The organism is Flavobacterium sp. Arc3 (assembly GCF_041431375.1).
In the GTDB taxonomy this organism is placed as follows: Bacteria; Bacteroidota; Bacteroidia; order Flavobacteriales; family Flavobacteriaceae; genus Flavobacterium.
The window spans coordinates 1-4,354 of record NZ_JASMRI010000049.1; the positions used below are offsets into that span (position 1 = coordinate 1).

General features: G+C 28.8%; 4 protein-coding genes. All 4 read right to left on the reverse strand.

Annotated elements, in window-relative coordinates; all coding sequences use genetic code 11:
- Positions 1-142 precede the first annotated feature (142 nt).
- A complete protein-coding gene (locus QO200_RS19165; protein WP_371543575.1) occupies positions 143-1,063 on the reverse strand; it encodes a hypothetical protein in 921 nt (306 codons plus the stop codon).
- Positions 1,064-1,332: 269 nt separating this feature from the next.
- Positions 1,333-2,649 (reverse strand): hypothetical protein, encoded by a 1,317-nt coding sequence (locus QO200_RS19170; RefSeq protein WP_371543578.1) that lies wholly within the window; start codon positions 2,647-2,649, stop codon positions 1,333-1,335.
- Positions 2,650-2,917: 268 nt separating this feature from the next.
- Positions 2,918-3,916, reverse strand: a complete 999-nt coding sequence (locus QO200_RS19175) for a DUF2268 domain-containing putative Zn-dependent protease (RefSeq protein WP_371543580.1) — start codon at positions 3,914-3,916, stop codon at positions 2,918-2,920.
- 148 nt (positions 3,917-4,064) lie between these two features.
- Positions 4,065-4,211, reverse strand: coding sequence for a hypothetical protein (locus QO200_RS19180; protein WP_371543583.1), 147 nt, complete (start codon positions 4,209-4,211; stop codon positions 4,065-4,067).
- Positions 4,212-4,354: the final 143 nt, after the last annotated feature.

Consider the following 4,354-nt stretch of genomic DNA (forward strand, 5'->3'; position numbering starts at 1 on the left):
ATAAATGGCGCACTTTGTTGCGGAATCGTGGTGTACTTTGCTCCGGAATGGGTGGTGTACTTTCGTCGGAATATCTAGTCATTAAAAGCGGCAATTCCACTAAACCCACAATCTCGCTAAATGGCGGTTATGCACAGTTAATTTACATTCCGTAATATTTTTTAATTACCTCTGCTAACAGAGATCCAGCGGCTCCTATACTAACATTCCAACTACCATCGACTGCTTTGTTTATCATTTTTCCAATCCATTTGTTAACATTAAGTCCAAATTTATTACTTGTGATATCTGGAATTTCGTCATCTATAATTTCCGTTAATTCATCTATATCTTCTGTTTCCAGTCCAATTTTCTTCAATTCTTTAGATAATTGCTCTTTAGTTATTTTTTTTATTTTTGGTAAATTTTTGATATGAGCTTTATCTCCGTTATTTAACACATTACCATCACCATTTATAATCATATTATTTACTATCGAGGAAACTTCTTCTTTTTTCATTCTTAAGTCTTTTATTTCAGTTATATCTCCAAATTTACCGTCGATTTCTAACATAAAATCTAACAATTTATTTCTAACATTATTAATAATCTCAACAATTGAATTTTTTGAAATTACTCGATAAACTGATATAACTTGCAAATATGGGTTTCCCATATTTTGAAAGTTCTCTTCAATCAAAGCAGTAATTTCTGCACGAATTGGTGAAGTTAAAGTTGATGATTTCTCAGAATTTATAAGTTTTTCTAAACCCGTTATACTGTCCATAAATTCTATGCTTCTTAATCGATCTTCAAATTCTTTATCTAATCCAGCAGTTGGAATTTGAATGTTTGTATACTTCATACTCCCGTTCATATAACTTCCTTTCAAATCATTAAATATATTCTTTCGATAAATGGGTAAATCTGCATAATTTTTATAGCCTGATAATTCTCCATTTACCCAATCTAGAAGTTCTACATTCTGTATTCTGCTTGCAAGAACTTTTGTTTTTAATAAAGCTGAATTTAATGATTTTTGATCATCAACTAAATCATTTATTATTTGACTAACTAATTCCATTCTACGTAGTTTTTTTTAGTTGCCCATAACGTCAGTCTGTGAAAAAACTAAAATCAACCTCTTGAGAATCCCATATTTGAGATTCATCTTTGGTAGTCCTCCGAATACTTTCTAAATTTGAAGAGGTTTTTTCACAGCCTGACGTTTTGCTGCTTTGAGATGGCTGGAAGTTCGTAACCGCTCGATTTTCGGCTTAAAGAAAACTTGATGCGAAACGGTAATTCCACTAAACTCCAGCTATATCAAAACAGCTGTTGGCAGGCGTTTTTTTATTCTAATGATAAGTTGTTTTCTTTTACAAAATCTTTCAAATCTTTTTCCCAACCCGGGAATTTTTTAAATTCTTCTTTTCTGGTTTTTATAACCTCAAAACCTTTGTTAAAAGTTTCTTTATCTTTTAATAATTTAATTGCTTCCATTATTGATAACAAACCATAAGCATTTTTATTTATTTTAAGTTTCTCAATGAATGAATTTTTAACTATCAATAAACTTTTGTTGTCGTTTAATTCTTCAACAAAATTTGGCAAACCTAAATCCTCGATTTCTATTATGTTACTCTCTAAAGCTTTTAAATATTCTTCGTTAGATAATTTTTTTAACTCGTTTAAAATATGGATTAATTTTGCTTCATTATTCCAAGTCAAACCACTTTCCATATTTTCAACGAAATCACCATCATCGTATATGTTTTTATGAATAATTTCAGCTTTTCCTTTTAACATTAAACCATTGAATATGAATTTTTTAGTTTCTATTTTTGAATGTCTTTTTTTATAATTATCCAAGACATTATATGAGATTATTTTATTTGTTAACCATAATTTTTCTAATGTTGGATAAAATAATTCACATTTATTCATTTCAATTTGATTGTAAATTGTACTTAAACAATGATTTCCACAATCATTATTCTTTAAATCTTCAATTTTGAGTTGAATAGCTTTTTCAACTGTTTTTACAGTTTCTGGAATACAAGATTTTGCTAAAGCAAACATATATTGAAAATCATCGAACTTAACATTGTTTTCTAATATTTCTCTAAATTGTTCGTTTGGAAATTCTTCAATTGCAGGCAAAGCATCTATTCCAAAGCTTTTTATTAATTCAATATCATTTTCTTTTTTATATTTTGCAATAGTAACTAATAGGGCAGAAGATTTATTATCTACTACAATTTTTCTTATTGGTTCATAAAACTCTTCTTTTTGCGGAATCCAATAAGTTACACTTTGTAGCAATTTTATGTTTATGGGTTTTTTATTTAATATTTTACGAACTAATATTTCCTTGTTTGAAACTATCTCATCTTTTGAATAATTTGGATTAAAAGCTAAACTTTGAAACATAAAGTTTGGTAAACTTGCACTGGTTGATAAACATTCTGTCCCATAAACTATTGTGTCTTTTGAATCAATCAAATTTTCATAAATATCAAATACTTTTTTGCTTTTTTTATTTATTAACGTTTCAATTGAAATTCCTTTTGTGAATGTGTTTTTACCATTTAATGAAAGATAAACTAACTCTTCTTCAGTCGCTTTTTTGTTTAGCAATTTTGAAATAGAATCATTTTTCCACCCCATTGCGTTGAAAGTTTTAAAATCTTCAAAAGGTTTAATGAAAATTTCTAATTCTTTCGATATTTGAGAATTGCAATTAATAAAATTGAATAGTAAAATGCTTAATATTAGTCTTTTCACGATTTTTTAGGTTAAAATGTCTGTCAACGTTATGCCACTTTGAGATGGCTGGAAGTTCGTAATTACTAATTTTCGGATTAACGAAAACTTGATGCGAAACGATAATTCCACTAAACTCCAGCTAGCTCAAAATGGTTGTTATATGCAGTTTTTATTGCGAAAACTTGTAATATTCACTATTCTCAAAGATTAAATTTGGTTCATTTATTTCTATCAATACTTTAATTGCATTTTCTTTGTCTTTTTGGTTTTCAAAAAAACTTTTACAAATCATATAACCCATATAATATCCCATAGAGTATGGATATTTTGTTTCGCTATTCCAAAACCATTTTGAAAAATTTTTAGGATTTTTTAAATCTGTTGTAAATTCTTTCCAAATTTCCATATTATTTATTTCGGCGTATTCAATCATATCTTGGTTTATTCCCGCAATTCCAACTAAACTTTCTTTGCCGCAAAAATATGTAGTCAAGAAAACAGCAGCCCCTTCAGTTATCGCTTGGTCTAAAATTGAATTTTCATTTTGTTTGATTTCTTGAAGAGTATGTAGATTTTCGTGAACCACTAAATATCCTAAATCTTTAATGGTTGATGTTTCATCTACGAGCCACGAGTAATTTTCTGGAAACTCGCTGTAATCTGTTTTTTCATTTCTTATTGAAGCCTCTAAACCCACAAAAATGGTTTTTGGATAAACCATTTGACCTTGTGTGTTAAAAAATCCAATTGAAAAATATGTTGGTTGGAATTTAGCATCTGGGTAAACGTCTTTTATTTTCTGAAAATAGTTATCATATTCATAAAGTTGATTTTCAATATCGGATAACAGTGGCTTTTGGGATTGAAAGTATTTTGGGAAAGACCTGATTATTTTTAAGTATTCTTGTTTGATGTCTCGGTTGTTACTGCTATTTTCATTTTCGAGATAATCTTTCAAACCAATGCTGGCTTTTTGCAAATAACTCTCGTTCAAAATTTTTAAAGTGTCATCTAATGAAGTTGCGTTCTCAATTTGAGAAAGCATATCATAAAAATTATGAACATCTTGTGTTACAAATTTATTCGATTGTTTCTTTTCCTTTTGGCAAGAAAAAGACAGTATCAAAACTGAAGAGAGAATAAAGAAAAGTTTGTTTTTTTTACGCACGATTTTTTTTTAAAATTGCATATAACGTTTTGCTGCTTTGAGATGGCTGGAAATTCGTAACCTTTCAGTTTTCGGCTTAACGAAAACTTGATGCGAAACGGGAATTCCACTAAACTCCAGCTAGCTCAAAACAGCTGTTGGCAAATCGTTATTTTATAAATTTTCCATCTTTAAAGTTTTGTACTTCTAATAAATTTCCTTCTATATCATATACATTTAGTGTTCCATTTCCGTCTTTTAGAGTGCCTTTATCTAATTGCTTTCCATTGCCATCAAAACAATTAATTATATTCATTAGCTTTCCATCAGTGTATAATCTTTCACTATAAATTTTTCCATTAGTATGGGACCAATTCCATTGACCAATTCCATTGACCAATTAATTTTCCATTATCTAATTTTCCAATTCCTTCTTTATTTCCGTTTTCGTGGAAAAAC

Coding starts and splice junctions, on each gene's coding strand:
- QO200_RS19165 (WP_371543575.1), bottom strand. CDS start 1,063: ATGGAATTAGTTAGTCAAATAATAAATGATTTAGTTGATGATCAAAAA.
- QO200_RS19170 (WP_371543578.1), bottom strand. CDS start 2,649: ATGGGGTGGAAAAATGATTCTATTTCAAAATTGCTAAACAAAAAAGCG.
- QO200_RS19180 (WP_371543583.1), bottom strand. CDS start 4,211: ATGAATATAATTAATTGTTTTGATGGCAATGGAAAGCAATTAGATAAA.